This is a genomic window from Vibrio sp. Isolate23 (assembly GCF_022398095.1).
In the GTDB taxonomy this organism is placed as follows: domain Bacteria; phylum Pseudomonadota; class Gammaproteobacteria; order Enterobacterales; family Vibrionaceae; genus Vibrio; species Vibrio coralliilyticus_A.
Genome location: NZ_JAKEUV010000002.1, coordinates 499,553 through 515,472 on the forward strand (window position 1 = coordinate 499,553; position 15,920 = coordinate 515,472).

At 45.8% G+C, this 15,920-nt stretch carries 13 protein-coding genes; 3 read left to right on the top strand and 10 right to left on the bottom strand.

The window, feature by feature from the left end; all coding sequences use genetic code 11:
* Window positions 1-2 precede the first annotated feature (2 nt).
* A complete protein-coding gene (locus tag L1D31_RS09365) occupies window positions 3-2,006 on the bottom strand; it encodes an NADPH-dependent 2,4-dienoyl-CoA reductase (RefSeq protein WP_239836807.1) in 2,004 nt (667 codons plus the stop codon).
* A 205-nt stretch (window positions 2,007-2,211) separates the two neighbouring features.
* On the opposite strand from L1D31_RS09365, the gene sppA reads away from it, so the two are divergent.
* Both sppA and ansA read left to right on the top strand, forming a co-directional pair.
* Window positions 2,212-4,062 (top strand): signal peptide peptidase SppA, encoded by a 1,851-nt coding sequence (sppA, locus tag L1D31_RS09370; protein WP_239836808.1) that lies wholly within the window; start codon window positions 2,212-2,214, stop codon window positions 4,060-4,062.
* Window positions 4,063-4,195: 133 nt separating this feature from the next.
* Window positions 4,196-5,212, top strand: coding sequence for an asparaginase (gene ansA, locus L1D31_RS09375; RefSeq protein WP_239836809.1), 1,017 nt, complete (start codon window positions 4,196-4,198; stop codon window positions 5,210-5,212).
* A gap of 70 nt (window positions 5,213-5,282) precedes the next feature.
* Here the strand turns inward: ansA and serS are convergent, their stop codons facing one another.
* The 4 genes from serS to L1D31_RS09395 all read right to left on the bottom strand — a co-directional run bounded on the left by serS (window position 5,283) and on the right by L1D31_RS09395 (window position 9,329).
* Window positions 5,283-6,590, bottom strand: a complete 1,308-nt coding sequence (serS, locus tag L1D31_RS09380; protein ID WP_239836810.1) for a serine--tRNA ligase — start codon at window positions 6,588-6,590, stop codon at window positions 5,283-5,285.
* 96 nt (window positions 6,591-6,686) lie between these two features.
* Window positions 6,687-8,033 (bottom strand): replication-associated recombination protein A, encoded by a 1,347-nt coding sequence (locus tag L1D31_RS09385; RefSeq protein WP_239836811.1) that lies wholly within the window; start codon window positions 8,031-8,033, stop codon window positions 6,687-6,689.
* Between the two features lie 2 nt (window positions 8,034-8,035).
* Window positions 8,036-8,632, bottom strand: a complete 597-nt coding sequence (lolA, locus tag L1D31_RS09390; protein WP_239836812.1) for an outer membrane lipoprotein chaperone LolA — start codon at window positions 8,630-8,632, stop codon at window positions 8,036-8,038.
* Between the two features lie 82 nt (window positions 8,633-8,714).
* The gene (locus L1D31_RS09395; protein ID WP_239836813.1) at window positions 8,715-9,329 is read right to left on the bottom strand and encodes a YecA family protein; all 615 of its coding nucleotides are present in this window, start codon (window positions 9,327-9,329) and stop codon (window positions 8,715-8,717) included.
* Between the two features lie 225 nt (window positions 9,330-9,554).
* Here L1D31_RS09395 and dusC point away from each other — a divergent pair, with 225 nt between their 5' ends.
* Window positions 9,555-10,508, top strand: a complete 954-nt coding sequence (gene dusC / locus L1D31_RS09400) for a tRNA dihydrouridine(16) synthase DusC (RefSeq protein WP_239836814.1) — start codon at window positions 9,555-9,557, stop codon at window positions 10,506-10,508.
* Window positions 10,509-10,613: 105 nt separating this feature from the next.
* On the opposite strand, the gene L1D31_RS09405 is transcribed toward dusC, so the two are convergent.
* The 5 genes from L1D31_RS09405 to cysB form a co-directional block, all read right to left on the bottom strand.
* On the bottom strand, window positions 10,614-11,408 hold the full coding sequence (locus L1D31_RS09405; protein WP_239836815.1) for an ABC transporter ATP-binding protein: 795 nt from the start codon (window positions 11,406-11,408) through the stop codon (window positions 10,614-10,616).
* The gene (locus tag L1D31_RS09410) at window positions 11,405-12,349 is read right to left on the bottom strand and encodes an ABC transporter permease (protein WP_239836816.1); all 945 of its coding nucleotides are present in this window, start codon (window positions 12,347-12,349) and stop codon (window positions 11,405-11,407) included. The genes L1D31_RS09405 and L1D31_RS09410 overlap by 4 nt, the downstream gene beginning before the upstream one ends.
* Window positions 12,350-12,405: 56 nt before the next feature.
* A complete protein-coding gene (locus L1D31_RS09415; RefSeq protein ID WP_239836817.1) occupies window positions 12,406-13,371 on the bottom strand; it encodes an ABC transporter substrate-binding protein in 966 nt (321 codons plus the stop codon).
* A 173-nt stretch (window positions 13,372-13,544) separates the two neighbouring features.
* Window positions 13,545-14,741 (bottom strand): methyltransferase, encoded by a 1,197-nt coding sequence (locus L1D31_RS09420; protein ID WP_239836818.1) that lies wholly within the window; start codon window positions 14,739-14,741, stop codon window positions 13,545-13,547.
* 53 nt (window positions 14,742-14,794) lie between these two features.
* Window positions 14,795-15,769: an HTH-type transcriptional regulator CysB gene (cysB, locus tag L1D31_RS09425; RefSeq protein ID WP_239836819.1), complete on the bottom strand. Its 975-nt coding sequence runs from the start codon at window positions 15,767-15,769 to the stop codon at window positions 14,795-14,797.
* Window positions 15,770-15,920 lie beyond the last annotated feature (151 nt).

Here is a 15,920-nt window from a genome sequence, read left to right on the forward strand (position 1 = left end):
GCTTAAAGCTTCGCAGCAAGCTCTACACCTTGTCGAATAGCACGAACAGCATCTAGCTCACCCGCATGATCAGCACCGCCTATGATATGAAGCTTGTCGCCAAACTGCTGCCACTGATCTTCAAAGGGTCTCACCGACTCCTGGCCCGCACAGATAATGACTTTATCTACTTCAAGTAACTCGGATTTCCCATCGTGACTGATGTGTAGGCCTCTCTCATCGATCTTGTCATAGCTGACACCGCCAACCAAGTTAACGCCTCGTTTTTCTAACGTACGCTTGTGAATCCAACCCGTTGTTTTACCTGGTCCTTTACCCACTTTTCCTTTACGACGCTGTAGAACCCAAACCTCTTTTTCACTTAAAGACTCAGGGTACGGATACAGCCCACCGGGATGAGCAATCTCTTTATCGATCCCCCACTCATGCAGCCAGTCATCTAAACTATGACCCACAGGCTCAGTCAGCATGGTAGCCACATCCACACCAATACCACCCGCACCGACAATAGCGACCTTCTCACCAACGTAAGTTTTCTCTTTAATTAATGTCTGGTAATCAATTACTTTCTCTCGGTTGTCAACACCCTCAATCTTGACTTTACGGGGTTCGACACCAGATGCCATGACCACTTCATCGTACTCAGCTAACAGGTCAAAGTTGGCATCCGTTTCAAGATGTAGCTTCACGCCTGTTTCATCAATCTGATTGGCAAAATAACGAATGGTCTCGCGAAATTCTTCTTTACCGGGAATCTGCATGGCTAAGCGGAACTGCCCACCGATTCGATCATTGCGCTCAAACAGATCAACATGGTGGCCTCGTTTCGCCAGAGTCGTCGCACATGAGAGGCCAGCTGGACCAGCTCCAACTACAGCAATATTCTTAGGCTTGTCAGTCGGTATAATTTTCAGTTCATCTTCACGACACGCTAATGGGTTGACCAAGCAACTGGCACGCTTTCCCTTGAAGACATTATCCAAACAGGCTTGGTTACAACCGATACAAGTATTAATCAAATGTGACTGTTTATTTTCAGCCTTGATAACAAAATGTGGGTCAGCAAGGAAAGGTCTCGCCATTGATACCATATCAGCGTGGCCACCCGATAGAATGCGCTCCGCTTCTTCTGGCGTATTGATACGGTTACAAGTGACAATCGGTACATTGACGTGTGGTCGCACTTTTTCAGTCACCCATGTAAAGGCACCGCGTGGCACTTGAGTAGCAATTGTTGGGATTCTTGCTTCATGCCAGCCGATACCCGTGTTGATAATAGTGACCCCGGCTTTTTCTAGCTCCTTTGCCAGCATTATGACTTCATCAAAGGTGCTACCTTCTTCAACTAAATCCAGCATAGAAAGACGGAAGATGATGATAAATTCCTCTCCGACTTCTTTGCGAATCGCGCGCACAATTTCTAGAGGCATACGCATGCGATTCTCATAGCAACCACCCCACTCATCGTAACGCATGTTAGTACGTTTACAGATAAACTGATTAATCAGATAACCTTCCGAGCCCATCACTTCGACCCCATCATAACCCGCAGACTGAGCGAGCTTGGCACTGTTAGCAAAGGCATCAATAGTTTTATGGATCTGACGGGTACTCATCTCACTTGGCGAGAAACGAGCAATAGGAGCTTTGATGGCAGATGAACTTTGAGAAAATGGATGCATGGCATAACGCCCTGCATGGAGCAACTGTAGAGCAATTTTTCCACCATGTTCGTGAACGGCTTCCGTTACGACTTTATGCGCTTTGGCATGTTTAGGTTTACTGAACTCAGCGCTAAATGGGTGTAAACGACCACGAAGATTAGGCGAAAAGCCACCGGTAACAATCAAACCTACACCACCTTTCGCGCGCTCAGCGTAAAAAGCAGCCAACTTTCCGAGACCTTCTTTATGCTCTTCCAGACCAGTATGCATTGAGCCCATTAAGACTCGGTTTCTAATCTGAGTAAATCCTAGATCCAACGGCTTTAACAAGTTTGGGTACATGGCAGACATCACTTTGTTATTTTGTTCTGGTCTGACCAGAATATGAGGAGTTGTAATAAAAATCAAACAGGCGTTTACAATTTTGTAACACCGATCAATCTTGCAGTTGTTTGGGTATACTAGTTTAAGTAGGATATAACTTTCTGTACTTATCAGGTCTTAGACTGCCAAGACCTATACCTGTGCTTAGCACAGCGGAGCCCTAATGAAAAAATTATTCAAGTTTATTGGTATGATTTTTAAAGGTATATGGAAGCTCATCACCTTTATTCGTCTCGCCTTGGTTAATCTTATCTTTCTCGCCACCATTGGTATTATCTACTTCATCTACACCAATGCAGACTCTCCGGTACCCTCAGTACCTCAAAAAGGCGCTCTGGTGCTAAATATTTCAGGGCCTATTGTGGAGCAATCAAGATACGTAAATCCTATGGATTCTTTCACGGGTTCACTATTTGGTCAGGATATGCCAAGGGAAAATGTCTTGTATGACATTGTTGAGTCAATACGCCATGCCAAAGACGACCCGGAGATCACAGGTATTGTACTGGCTCTACGCGACATGCCAGAAACCAACCTGACTAAGCTGCGCTACATTGCGAAAGCTCTGAATGAATTTAAAGCGTCAGGCAAGCCAATTTACTCGGCGGGTGAGTTCTACAATCAGAGTCAGTATTACCTAGCCAGTTACGCTGACAAGATTTATCTAGCACCTGATGGCGCAGTATTGATTAAAGGCTACAGTGCTTACTCCATGTACTATAAGACACTATTAGAAAAGCTGGATGTCAATACCCACGTTTTCCGCGTAGGCACCTATAAATCAGCCATTGAACCGTTTGTTCGTGACGACATGTCAGACGCGGCGAAAGAATCCGCGTCACGCTGGTTGAGCCAGCTATGGGGAGCCTACGTTGATGACGTTGCTACTAATCGTCAGGTATCAGCAAAAACCTTAAATCCGAGTATGGCTGAATTCTTAAGTTTATTGAAAGAACAAGATGGCGATTTAGCCGCTTTATCACTAGAACTCGGTTTAGTTGATGAACTGGCAACTAGGCAACAAGTTCGTGCCGATTTGACTGAAGTCTTTGGTAGTAATGGTGAAGATAGTTACAACTACGTTGACTACTATGAATATCAAACCACAATCAAACCAACATTCGATTTATCGCGGGATGACATCGCGGTTGTAGTGGCGAGTGGAGCGATTATGGATGGCTCTCAACCACGAGGCACAACAGGGGGGGACACGGTTGCAGCGCTTCTTCGTCAAGCCCGCAACGATGATAAAGTCAAAGCCGTTGTACTACGAGTGGATAGCCCAGGTGGTAGTGCATTTGCCTCTGAAGTCATTCGCAATGAAATAGAAGCGCTAAAAGAAGTAGGTAAACCTGTTGTTGCTTCAATGTCTAGCTTAGCTGCGTCTGGTGGTTACTGGATTTCAATGAGCGCTGATCGTATTGTTGCACAGCCAACTACATTAACTGGCTCTATCGGTATTTTCAGTGTGATTACGACCTTTGAAAAAGGCCTCAATAAGCTGGGGGTGTATACCGATGGTGTTGGGACCTCTCCATTTTCAGGTGTCGGGATAACCACTGGCTTATCGGAGGGGGCTGCCGATGCATTCCAGATGGGTATTGAGCACGGCTACCATCGCTTTGTGGGCCTTGTTAGTGAAAACCGTGAAATTCCGTTGAACGACATGAATAGCATTGCCCAAGGCCGCGTTTGGACAGGTCAAGATGCGGCAAAATTTGGCTTAGTCGATAAAATGGGTGACTTCGATGACGCCGTAAAGCTAGCTGCAGAGCTAGCCAAAGTCGAAGATTACAACCTGTTCTGGGTAGAAGAGCCGTTATCACCTGCCGAACAGTTCATCCAAGACTTTATGAATCAGGTCAAAGTTAATCTTGGCTTGGATGTCAGTAGCTTGATTCCTGCGGCTTTACAACCTGTCGCGACACAAGTTGTTCAGGATACCAGCCTACTGGATAGCTTCAACGATCCAAAAGGCCAATATGCATTCTGTTTGAACTGCCAAGTTCAGTAATTACACACTGCTGATTCACCAGTTGGATTCCAATTATGTGGGGTATTCCTGTGCGGGATACCCCTTTTTATTGCTACTGATTGATATATAATCCCACGCTCTGTTCCCCCTACAATTAACTGGTTTCTAAGCAATGGCAAGAAAACACATTTATATCGCCTACACGGGCGGAACCATCGGCATGAAAAAGTCGCATGACCACGGTTATGTACCTGTGGCTGGTTTCATGGAAAAACAACTGGCTAGTATGCCAGAGTTCCAGCGCCCGGAAATGCCAGAATTTACTATTCACGAATACGATCCTCTAATCGACTCATCGGACATGACACCGAAAGACTGGCAACAGATCGCGGATGACATTCGAGAAAACTACGAAAAATACGACGGTTTTGTCATTCTGCACGGCACAGACACGATGGCTTACACAGCATCGGCCTTGTCTTTTATGTTGGAAAATCTAGGTAAGCCTGTGATTGTGACGGGCTCACAAATTCCGCTTGCTGAGCTACGCTCAGATGGTCAGGCAAACCTGCTTAACGCACTGCATATTGCCGCTAACTACCCTATTAACGAAGTTACCTTATTCTTCAATAACAAGTTGATGCGTGGTAACCGAAGCACAAAATCACATGCTGATGGTTTCAACGCCTTTACGTCGCCAAACTTGCCTCCTCTGCTTGAAGCGGGTATCAACATCCAGATCAGCAGCGATATTGAGGTTGGTGAAGAACCTGCAGGTGAATTTAAAGTTCATGATATTACACCCCAGCCAATAGGTGTGATTACTATGTATCCTGGCATCTCACATGAAGTGATTCGCAACACCTTACTTCAACCAGTTAACGCGATGATCCTACTGACTTTTGGGGTCGGCAATGCACCGCAAAACCCGGAACTATTGGCACACCTTAAAGATGCTTCAGAGCGAGAAGTGATTGTCGTTAACCTAACTCAATGCCTAGCGGGTAAAGTCAACATGGGTGGGTATGCTACCGGATGTGCCCTTGCTGAAGCCGGCGTCATCAGTGGCTATGATATGACACCAGAGGCGGCTCTTGCCAAGCTGCATTATCTCTTGAGTCAAGACCTGACTCACGAGCAAGTGAAAGTCCAAATGCAGCAAGTGCTGCGTGGTGAAATGTCGATATAATATTGCTTTACAAGGTTTTAATAATAAAAAGCCAGCTCACTTGAACTGGCTTTTTGGTTTTTATTTGAGATTAACCGATGTGCGTTGCGCCGCCCATGTACTTTTGCAGTACAGCAGGGATTGCGATACGGCCATCCGCTTCTTGATTGTTTTCAAGAATCGCAACCATAGTACGACCAACTGCTAGACCTGAGCCGTTTAGCGTGTGTACTAGCTCTGGCTTCTTCTCACCCTTACGACGGAAACGAGCTTGCATACGACGAGCTTGGAAATCCCAAGTGTTTGAACATGAAGAGATCTCACGGTAAGTCTCTTGAGCAGGAACCCAAACTTCAAGGTCATAAGTTTTACGAGCACCAAAGCCCATGTCACCTGTACATAGAATCACTTTACGGTAAGGAAGCTCTAGAAGTTGTAGCACCTTCTCAGCATGACCTGTTAGCTCTTCAAGTGCTGCCATTGACTCTTCTGGCTTAGTGATTTGTACTAGCTCAACTTTGTCGAACTGGTGCATACGAATCAGACCACGAGTATCACGACCGTAAGAACCTGCTTCAGAACGGAAGCAAGGAGTGTGAGCTGTCATTTTAATTGGCAGATCGGCTTCATCAACAATAGTGTCACGCACCATGTTGGTTACCGGTACTTCTGCCGTTGGGATAAGAGACAATTTACGTGGTTCTTCATCATTCACTTTTTCAGTCAATGGCTCAGTATGGAACAGATCTTCACCAAACTTAGGTAACTGACCAGTACCAAACAAGCTGTCAGAATTCACTAGGTAAGGTACATACATTTCCGTATAGCCATGCTCTTCTGTATGAAGATCCAGCATGAACTGAGCAATTGCACGGTGTAGACGAGCAAATTGGCCTTTCATGATGATAAAGCGAGCGCCAGTGATCTTTGTTGCGCTAGCGAAATCTAGGCCATCGCCCATTTCACCTAGATCAACGTGATCTTTTACTTCAAAATCGTAAGACTTAGGCTCACCCCAACGAGAGATTTCAACGTTCTCGTTTTCATCTTTGCCATCTGGCACTTCATCGTCTGGCAGGTTTGGCACAGACAGCGTGATGTCTTCCAGTTTGTTCTGGATTTCCACCAGCTCAGCTTTTTTCGCTTCCAGATCGCTACCTAACGTACCGATCTGCTTTTTAATCTCTTCAGCACCTTCTTTGTCTCCAGCAGCCATTTTCTGACCAATTTGCTTGGAGATGGAGTTACGCGTGGATTGTAAATTTTCAACTTCTACTTGAATGGACTTACGTTGTTCTTCAAGTGTACGGATTGTCTCTACGTCTAGCTTAAAGCCACGACGCGCCAGTTTAGCAGCTGTTTCATCCAGCTCTGTACGAAGTAATTTAGAATCCAGCATTGTTAATCCTATGCTTTTTTGGTTGTGAAAGTGCGTCCAAACTTCATGCTCAAACGCTTTTATAATTAACCGAACAAATGTATCCAAAAAAGACGCTTATTCATAGCGCTTTTGTGGGCTTTTTGCATCTAAACTAGCCAAGTAATCTAACTTTTCGCCAATTTTCGCCTCTAAGCCTCGGTTTGTAGGAGAATAGTAACGAACCTCCCCCATTTCTGGTGGTAGATATTTGTCTCCAGCCGCGTAAGCACCGGGTTCGTCATGAGCGTAACGATATTCCGCTCCATAACCAAGATCTTTCATTAAACTTGTCGGTGCATTGCGAAGATGAGGTGGTACTTCGTACTCAGGTTGATTGTGAGCATCACGCAGGGCTTGTTTCCAAGCGGTATAAACCGCATTACTTTTAGGTGCACAAGCAAGATATACAATCGCCTGGGCAATGGCTCTCTCACCTTCTGCCGGGCCCACTCTGGTAAAGCAATCCCACGCTGACAGCGCGACCTGCATTGCGCGTGGGTCGGCATTACCAATGTCCTCAGATGCAATCGCTAACAATCGGCGAGCGATATACAAAGGGTCACAACCTGCAGCAATCATACGTGCTGACCAGTAAAGTGCCGCATCTGGATTCGAACCACGAATCGATTTATGCACTGCTGAGATCAAGTCGTACCAAATGTCTCCTTTGTTATCAAAGCGCGACACTTTTTCGCCAGCCACTTCAGCAAGGAGCTCTAACGTGATTTGCTTAACGCCCTTATCATCCTCTTGCGCCATGTCATACAGCAGCTCAAGATAGTTAAGTGACATGCGTGCATCACCATTCACTAACTCAGATAAGCGATCCAATACGTTATCGGCGAAATGGGCTTCAAACTGACCTAATCCACGCTCAGCATCACTGATTGCTTGCTCTAACGCCAGACGAATATCTTGCTGAGCCAAAGAGGTGAGTTTGTAGACTCGAGCACGCGACAGCAAAGCATTGTTAAGCTCAAAGGAGGGATTCTCCGTTGTCGCGCCAATAAAAGTTACGGTGCCATCTTCAATATGAGGGAGAAATGCGTCTTGTTGGGATTTGTTAAAGCGATGAACCTCATCAACAAACAAAATCGTTCTTCGGCCGGTCAATTTGTTTTCACGAGCCTTATCAATCGCTGCACGAATGTCTTTGACGCCAGACGTCACCGCTGAAACTCGCTCGACTTCCGCATTGGCATAATTTGCCGCGACTTCAGCCAGAGTTGTTTTTCCGGTTCCGGGCGGCCCCCAAAGAATCATCGAATGAACATGCCCTGCCTCCAGCGCACGGCGCAGGGGTTTACCTAGCCCAAGAATATGTTGCTGACCGATGTATTGGTCCAGCGTTTCTGGGCGCATTCTAGCAGCAAGGGGACGAAAATCTTCGTCCCCTGAAAAGTCCAATGAATAGTTGCTCACTATTAATTCCTTTGGTCGTCGACCTCTACCCCCTCGGGAATAGTAAAGGTAAAGCGATCGGCACTTGGTTTAGCCAGTTTGATGTTATTAAACTTGAAGGTACTTTTTTGGCCATCTTGCTCTATAACACTAAAGCCCTTCACCGCACCTTTACCATCAATCTCTAGCTTAAACTGTCCCTGATTGGTGTCCACTGCGGTCGGTACCAATGTAAACACATCGCCTTGCTGTGACACTTGGTAGTTTTCCCAATCGCTGGCTCGGTTACGAGTCAGCAGAACAAAAGGGGTTTGTTCTGTAGCTTGCTCCTGCCAGTAAATGCTAACTTGTTCGATGAAAGGGCTGTAGTACCACAGAGATTCACCATCTGACACCAAGACATTCTCATCTGGTGAAGTAGTAGTCCAACGGAACAAGCTTGGACGCGCAATTTCGACTTTGCCTTCACCTTCCGTCAACATTTCCCCTTCAGGGCTGATCAACTGCTGTGAAAAATCCGCACTAAACCCATCAGTCAGTTGCAGTCGCTGGCTCAATTCATCTTTGGGCGCTGCGATGACGGAGAAGCTAAGGAAAAACAACGCGGCTAATTTCTTCATTCTTTATCATCCTATTTCGTCGCGAATACGACGTTATACCTCGGTTTCGATACTGTTTTGACCGGATAAAGTTAACTTTGTTCTACTGACCGCAACACTGTTTGAATTTTTTACCGCTACCACACGGGCAAATGTCGTTACGCCCGATATCTTTAAATGGGTTTACACTTTGTGCTTTGGCTCCAACCATGGCTTCATCTGCCGCTTGCGCGACTTCGTTAATCATCAAATCCAGCTGGCCAAGAAAGTCATTCAATGCCGGTGGCGTTTCGATACCTGCTTCTTTCATCTGCGCTTGAGTCTGCTCTTCATCGATTGCCAACATCATTGTGGTTAGCAAAGCTTGTAGCATGCGTAATGTCCCATCACCGATAGACGTTTCCGCCCATTGCTCTTCGATGGTGGGCCAGAGCATCATAAAACCTTCAGCGAAATCAGCGAGCTGCTCGTCACGCTGCTCTTCATTAAGCAAGGACAACAAAGAATATTCATTGCGCTTTAAATAGCTGTATTGCTGATTTATATGACCTTCAACCTCCGCCTTAACAGACTGTGCTTGCTCGGAAAAAAGGCTAGGCAACCAACTTTCTGGCACAAGTGGCCTTGTCGCCAAATTTGCCGCCAAGATGACGCCTTCAAGATACAGTGCAGATTCTTCAGTTTGGGATGGTTCAAGTGTCAGTAGTTGATAAGTCATTATCTGATTCAGTGTTGCAAGATTCTAGCGCCATTATAACCCTATAAAAAGCTGGGGGTCACTCAGTCTTCCAGAGCATCGCTTTACGCTATCCCATATTCTCGCCCCTTCCTCTCTTTATTAGAATCTATAGAGCAAAGCAATGAGAAAAAATGATGTTTCGTTGTTAGACATCTCGCAGCGAAATCTCTAAAATCACGCCTCCTGATTCTAAGGCGATTTTTTATGCGAGTTGTTCTGGGCCCTATGGAGGGCGTGTTAGACCATTTAATGCGAGAGATATTAACTGACATCAACGACTATGATCTGTGTGTCACGGAATTCGTTCGCGTGGTTGATCAGCTGCTTCCTGAGCACGTATTCTACCGCCTCTGCCCAGAGTTAAAACAAGGATCACAAACGAAGTCTGGTGTTCCTGTCCACATCCAACTTCTCGGCCAAGATCCTCATTGGATGGCGGAAAATGCCATTCGCGCCGCTGAACTGGGAGCGAAAGGCGTTGATATCAACTTCGGCTGCCCAGCAAAGCTAGTAAACAAAAGTAAAGGTGGTGCAGCACTACTCCAGCACCCTGAGCTTATTCACCGTGTGGTCAAAGCATGTCGTGAAGCCGTACCAGAAGGCACTCCGCTCACGGCCAAAATTCGCCTTGGTTGGGATAACCCAGAAGATTGCTTCGAGATCGTAGATGCGATTCAAAGCGCTGGTGCAGACGAGCTCACTGTTCACGCACGCACAAAAACGGGTGGTTATAAGGCCAGCGAGATTAAGTGGGACTATATCAACCAGATTCGTCAACGCTTTACTATCCCCTTAATTGCCAATGGCGAGATTTGGAACTACGAAGACGGTCAAGCCTGTATCGAAACCACAGGTGTTGACTCACTAATGGTATGTCGCGGGGCTTTCAATGTGCCTAACTTGGGTAATGTGGTTAAGCATAATCATACCGTGATGCCATGGGCTGAAGTGGTTAAACTGCTGCTACTCTACTCTCAATACGAAATGAAAGGGGACAAAGGGCTGTATTACCCCAATAGAGTCAAGCAATGGTTCTCATATTTACGTCATGAGTACCCTGAAGCCAATGAGCTATTTCGTGAAATTCGTACCTTTAACAAGGCTGAGCCGATTGTAGAGCGTATCAAAGCCTACCAAGACAAACTTTGTACAGTTTAAAGCCCTCATTAGCTCTTGCCGCTATTTTATCGTCATCGCCAGCATACTGCTTGCGATGACAAAGGCAGTAAAGCAACACGTAGGATATCGCTACATTTTTGAGTTCTAATTAAGAAGCAGACTGTCATCTGCCAACTCTTCTCCTCTGACTTTAGAGAACATCTCCAACAAATCTGGGACTTGCATGTTGGCTCTTTGTTGTCCAGCAACATCGAGTACGACTTCCCCTTGATGCAGCATCACAGTTCGGTCACCACACGCTAGTGCATCTTTCATGGAGTGCGTAACCATCATTACCGTTAGATTAAACTCAGTCACTATCTTCTTGGTTAAATCAATGATAAATGACGCCATTCTTGGGTCAAGCGCCGCAGTATGCTCATCAAGTAATAGCAGCTTACTATCAGATAGCGTTGCCATCACTAGGCTTACAGCCTGACGCTGACCACCCGACAGCAGGCCGATGTTGTCACCCAAACGGTCTTCCAGCCCTAGCCCAAGAATGCTGATACGCTCTTGAAACAGTTCGCGACGCTTACTTGATAAAGACAGACTCCAGCCGCGCTTTTTTCCTCGCATATAAGCCAAAGCCATGTTTTCTTCTATCGTAAGATCACCACAGGTTCCCGCCAGTGGGTCCTGGAATACTCGGGCACATTGACGAGCTCTTTGATCAACAGTTTGCCGTGTGACATCCAACTCATTAATGACGACTCGTCCGCCCACCATTGGCGTTTCACCCGTCACAGCCCCTAACAATGTTGACTTACCGGCGCCATTAGAGCCAATAACCGTCAAAAATTGATGTTCAGGGACTTCCAGTGAAACACCTTTCAGTGCTGGATTTTCAAGAATGGTTCCAGGATTAAAAGTGACTTGAATGTTCTCAAGCTGAATCATGCTGCATCTCCTGATTTTTCTACCTGCTTAGATATGACTTTGTTCTGAGCAGGTGAACTAGGCTTTTTTGATTTGAAGTTTCCTTTTAGCTTCGGTGCAATCAGCGCAATTGCGACCAGAATCGCTGTAACCAAGTTAAGATCAGAGGCTTGTAGACCAAACATTCCTGTACTTAATGCAAATGCCACAGCAAGTCGATATAGCACCGAGCCTACAATAACAGCCAACACAGCCACCCATATCTTTCGTCCCGGAATGAGCGTCTGCCCTAAAATAACAGCAGCTAAACCGACCACAATTGTCCCGACACCAGAGGTGACGTCAGCAAAACTGTTGGTCTGTGCAAACAAAGCCCCAGCAAAACCCACAAAGCCATTAGACAGCGCCAATCCAAAGTATGTGTAAAAGGACGTGCTGCCGCCTTGAGCGGACACCATACGCGCATTCACTCCCGTTGCACGTAGCCCTAACCCAAAATCACTGTTTAGTAACCGCACGACAAACCAAGCAGAAATCAAGACGAGCACACCGACAAGTAATGGCCTCATCAACATTGGATCACCAATCGTCTCAAAAGGGGTCAGGATTGTCTCTTCCCCTAGTAGGGCCATATTGGGTCGGCCCATTATGCGAATGTTAATAGAGAAAGCCGCGATCATAGTAAGAATAGAGGCTAGTAAGTGAAGAATCCCACAGCGTACAGCCAAAAAGGCCGTTACCCAACCAGTCGCTGAACCAGCCAATATAGCCATAACGGTTGCGACCCACGGATTAATGCCCGCGACAATTGCCGTTGCTGCCACAGCAGCACCCATTGGAAAACTACCGTCAACACTTAAATCAGGAAAATCCAGAACCCGGAAAGTAAGATAAACGCCCAGAGCCACTAAGCCATACAACAAGCCAATCTCAAGCGCGCCAAAAAAAGCAAAAGCAGACATACCCACTCCCTTTTCTGCTTTGAACAAGAGAGCGCATTACGCACTCTCATCTTGGGTTACTTAACCTTGGTCGCTCGGTCAAGAACAGAGGTAGGAATCGTAACACCTAGCTTTTTGGCTGCTGTCGCATTGATGACCAGATCTGACCCCTTGGCAACCTTCACATCCAATGAGCCAGGCTCCGAGCCTTCAAGAATCGCCGCCACGTAGTCTGCCGTTTGAACTCCAACCTGATAGTAATCAAAACCTAAACTAGCAATAGCGCCTTTTTCAACGTAAGAAGTCGCACCGCCCAGAACCGGGGTTTTCGCCTGATTCGCCGCAACAATCATCCCTTCTATTGCACTTGCAACCGTGTTATCAGTTGGCGCGTAAATCACATCCGATTTTTCTGCAATTGCTTGCGTCGCGGACTGAACATCTGCACTTTTTAATGCTGTTGCTTCAACAACTTCGATACCCTGTGCTTTGGCACTCTCTTTAAGTAGCTTCACCAAGGTCACTGCATTTGCTTCTCCCGGGTTAAAGACAACACCAATCGATTTCACATCCGGCATAATCTCTTTAATCAGCTCGACATGTTGACTAACTGGCGATAGATCCGAAAGGCCCGTCACGTTCTTTCCAGGCTTCTCCATGCTTTTAACTAGCTTGGCACCAACAGGGTCTGTGACGGCTGTAAATACCACAGGTATAGTGCGTGTTGCAGACACAAGCGCTTGTGCGGTTGGAGTAGCGATCCCTACCAGCACATCTGGCTTTTCACCTACATATTGGCGAGCAATTTGTACCGCAATCGCTGGGTTTCCTTGTGCCGTTTTGTAGTCAAACTCAAGATTTTCACCTTGTTCATAGCCTTTCGCTTTAAGGCCATCTATCAGCCCCTGACGAGTGGCATCTAGCGCAGGGTGTTCAACGATCTGAGAAACTGCAACTTTTGCTGTTTTGGCCATGATACTTGTTGATGATAGTAGAGCTGCACCTGCCAGTACAGCAGCTGCAATAACGTTTCGTGCTTTCATCTCAACTCCTTGATTTCAGCATTATTGATGTGATGTTGTGTGCGGATGTTCTTTATATACTTATTGATAGAGTTGCACATTTTCTGTGCACATCACTCATTATTACCAATAACTTAGAAAAATTGAAAGGGAGTTTTAACAATAAATCAACAAATTTAGAGGTGTGTATTCGACTATTTTTTAACCGCTTGAATAAGAATATTTCTCGGCGTGATTTTCTTCTCACAAAACATTTCAACTGACACCTCGTAACCATGCTCAGTAAGGTATAACGCTTTGTCGAGTACTAACCACATTTCAAGGCTACGACGAAAATGCTGCTGAACGAGACTCAATCGCTCCATCTGCCAATAACGTAGCTCACCTTTTAATTGAAACTCACGGAAGGAAACATCAACAGGTAAAGCTAACTGTTTTTTTTCTGCCGCCCAGTGACAGAAAGACTCAAAACCATCGGCTAATAAAGACTTTTTAATACTCGGTATGGGCACATAGTCTTGATACCTTCCTGCTTCTCTCAATAGTAAATCAAACCCTAGCCGATAACTCATTTCTTGAAAACGATGCCGCTTAACTCTTTCTCCACCCGTGACAGTTTCTTGAAGCGGTATTCTTAACTCAGATAGTGTGAGTACAAGCGATGAAGATTTGGCCAGCCGAGATAAAGGTTGGTATTGGTCGTGTTGAATCAGGTGATAACAGCAAGGAGAAATCGTTATTGCAGGTAATCCGACTAAGACCGCCTTTTCTATTAGTGATACATGTAAATCACCGCATGCATGTAAAGCTACGGCATGTTGATTGGGGTTGAGGGCACGAACCGCATCCGCAGACAAAGCATCACCTTGAATAAATGTCATCGGTAAAGAGTATTTATCCGCTTCTCTCTGCCCAGACTCACACAGTTTTTCCTGAAACTCGAAACTGGTCACAGGTTGCTGACTTTGACTAGCAAGGAGCCTTCCTAAGAAACCTTTACCTGAGCACCACTCTAGCCATTCACTGCCTTTATGAGACTGTAGCGCAGCTTCTCCCATCGAAACTATTTGCTCAAGTTTTCTCCCTGGAACTCCGGCATCTAAACCTCTGTCTAATTGCAGCCCTTGCAAAAGAGTCACAGGAAGTTGAGTGAGAACGGAAGCTACCTCTAAATCAGGGATAAAGGCTTGCAAAGCGTCAGTTAGAGCACGTGAGTCAGACTTGAGCGACTCAATCTGGCCGTGATCCAGCTGCATGAGCCAGTCACACAGTTCAGGGTAATCGTCATGCCATGGCAACTGTTGATCAATACTGGAAAAGAATGGCTCAAAACGCCATAAGTTCTGATAAGAATAAAGAAATGAATCGAGTTGTAAAAATGTGTTTTGCATACTTCCCCCTGACAAGGCGATATTCTAGAGGGAAGCATAATCAGAAGAAAGTTTTAGCGCACTGGCAACTCAATATCTTTAAACATTTCTTCTATTTCTGCATTCGATTTAAGCGATAAGGCTTGCTCCACTACAGGGCGGGTTAGGTGTGGTGCAAAACGCTCCATGAAATCAAACATGTACGAGCGAAGGAATGTTCCTCGGCGGAAACCGATACTGGTTGTGCTCGCCCCAAACAGATGGCTGGCATCAATCGCGATCAAGTCTTCATCTTGATCCTTGTCGATAGCCATACTCGCAATCACACCCACACCAATCCCCATGCGTACATAAGTTTTGATCACGTCGGCGTCTGTTGCAGTAAATACAACGCGAGGCGTCAAACCAACTTTATTAAATGCTGTATCCAGCTCCGAACGACCAGTAAAGCCAAAGACGTAAGTGACCAGCGGATACGAGGCAAGATCTTCAATGGAAATTGCGCCCTTTTGCGCAAGGGGATGGTCTTTCGGAACAACGATCGAGCGATTCCAATGATAACAAGGTAACATGATAGCATCTTGATATAAGTGCAGTGCTTCAGTCGCTATCGCAAAATTTGCCGTCCCTTTTGCAATCGCTTCAGACATCTGAGATGGCGTCCCTTGATGCATGTGTAGGGAAACCTTAGGATAGCGGGCAGTAAACCCTTTGATGACATCAGGTAAAGCGTAACGAGCTTGAGTATGGGTCGTCGAAATGTTTAAGGTACCCATTTCCGGGTGAGTATGTTCTCCAGCCACCGCTTTAATGCTTTCAACACGGGCAAGGATTTCCTGAGAAATACGAATGATGTCTTCACCAGCCGAAGTAACTTGAGTCAAGTGCTTACCACTACGCTCAAAAATTTGAATGCCCAGTTCGTCTTCAAGCAAGCGTACCTGCTTACTGATACCAGGCTGTGAGGTATATAAACTCTCTGCGGTAGCAGATACATTAAGATTGTGGTTAACTACCTCAACAATGTACTTCAGTTGTTGTAATTTCATTCTCGACCCCGTAATCCCTTACTCGACGCCCCATTATGAGCAAATATAGTTTATAATATTTAGTTATAACGCCTCTTGGTTGAAATTGATACCCCATTTCACTATTTGGGTTCTTTATAAAAGAGGAATTTCTGGTTTAGGTGAGTTTTTT

Bases quoted from the DNA above. Each gene is read 5' to 3' on its own strand.
- L1D31_RS09365 (WP_239836807.1), bottom strand. From the start codon at position 2,006: ATGTACCCAAACTTGTTAAAGCCGTTGGATCTAGGATTTACTCAGATT.
- sppA (WP_239836808.1), top strand. From the start codon at position 2,212: ATGAAAAAATTATTCAAGTTTATTGGTATGATTTTTAAAGGTATATGG.
- ansA (WP_239836809.1), top strand. From the start codon at position 4,196: ATGGCAAGAAAACACATTTATATCGCCTACACGGGCGGAACCATCGGC.
- serS (WP_239836810.1), bottom strand. From the start codon at position 6,590: ATGCTGGATTCTAAATTACTTCGTACAGAGCTGGATGAAACAGCTGCT.
- lolA (WP_239836812.1), bottom strand. From the start codon at position 8,632: ATGAAGAAATTAGCCGCGTTGTTTTTCCTTAGCTTCTCCGTCATCGCA.
- L1D31_RS09395 (WP_239836813.1), bottom strand. From the start codon at position 9,329: ATGACTTATCAACTACTGACACTTGAACCATCCCAAACTGAAGAATCT.
- dusC (WP_239836814.1), top strand. From the start codon at position 9,555: ATGCGAGTTGTTCTGGGCCCTATGGAGGGCGTGTTAGACCATTTAATG.
- L1D31_RS09405 (WP_239836815.1), bottom strand. From the start codon at position 11,408: ATGATTCAGCTTGAGAACATTCAAGTCACTTTTAATCCTGGAACCATT.
- L1D31_RS09410 (WP_239836816.1), bottom strand. From the start codon at position 12,349: ATGTCTGCTTTTGCTTTTTTTGGCGCGCTTGAGATTGGCTTGTTGTAT.
- L1D31_RS09415 (WP_239836817.1), bottom strand. From the start codon at position 13,371: ATGAAAGCACGAAACGTTATTGCAGCTGCTGTACTGGCAGGTGCAGCT.
- L1D31_RS09420 (WP_239836818.1), bottom strand. From the start codon at position 14,741: ATGCAAAACACATTTTTACAACTCGATTCATTTCTTTATTCTTATCAG.
- cysB (WP_239836819.1), bottom strand. From the start codon at position 15,769: ATGAAATTACAACAACTGAAGTACATTGTTGAGGTAGTTAACCACAAT.